1 protein-coding gene is annotated in these 733 nt (G+C 61.8%); it reads right to left on the reverse strand.

Features of this window, described 5'->3' with window-relative positions:
- Positions 1–62: 62 nt before the first annotated feature.
- Positions 63–731: a tRNA (guanosine(18)-2'-O)-methyltransferase TrmH gene (trmH, locus tag A3730_RS29015; protein ID WP_063539439.1), complete on the reverse strand. Its 669-nt coding sequence runs from the start codon at positions 729–731 to the stop codon at positions 63–65.
- Positions 732–733: the final 2 nt, after the last annotated feature.

Consider the following 733-nt stretch of genomic DNA (forward strand, 5'->3'; position numbering starts at 1 on the left):
CACAGCGACACCGCTGGGGCCGGTTGCTCCCCCCGCCACCAAGCCGGCAAGCAAACCCGCCGCTACGACTCCGTCTGGGTCTTCTGCAACAGCGCCGTAAGCGCGGCGCTGTCTTTCACCTGCCCCTCTTCATCCAGCTCAGGGTATGGCACGCCGTGGGCGTCGCATAAACGGGCGATACGGGCATAGCCCCACCGGAAAAGCAGCTCGTGGTAGCGAGCGGCGTCCACACGAGGCTGATCATAAAACCCTTTCGCCCGGCGCTGCTCACAGGCTTCGGAAAGAATAATCGCCGCCGCCACACTCACATTGAATGACTCCACCATGCCCATCATGGGAATGGTCACATTCTGATCCACCACGCTGGCCACCTCGTCGCTGACGCCGAATTTTTCGGTGCCCAACAACAGCGCCGTTGGCCGGGTGTAATCCACCTCCCGGTAGGGAATTGCATCATCGGACAAATGCGCCGCCAGCACCTGCACCCCCTGGCCCTGCAATTCACGGATCACGTCGGTGCTTTCATCGCGCTTATGCACCTGTACCCAACGCTGCGAGCCCATGGCCGTACCCGCCGCCATGCGGGCCCGGTTCTTGGGCAGCACCGCGTGCACATCAAGAATCCCCACCGCGTCACAAGTACGCACAATGGCAGCAATATTATGGGGTTTGTGCACGCCATCCATGATCACAGTCAGGTCAGGCTGGCGGCGGTCCAGGGTGTCGCAGATGC

Source organism: Alcanivorax sp. HI0044, assembly GCF_001634945.1.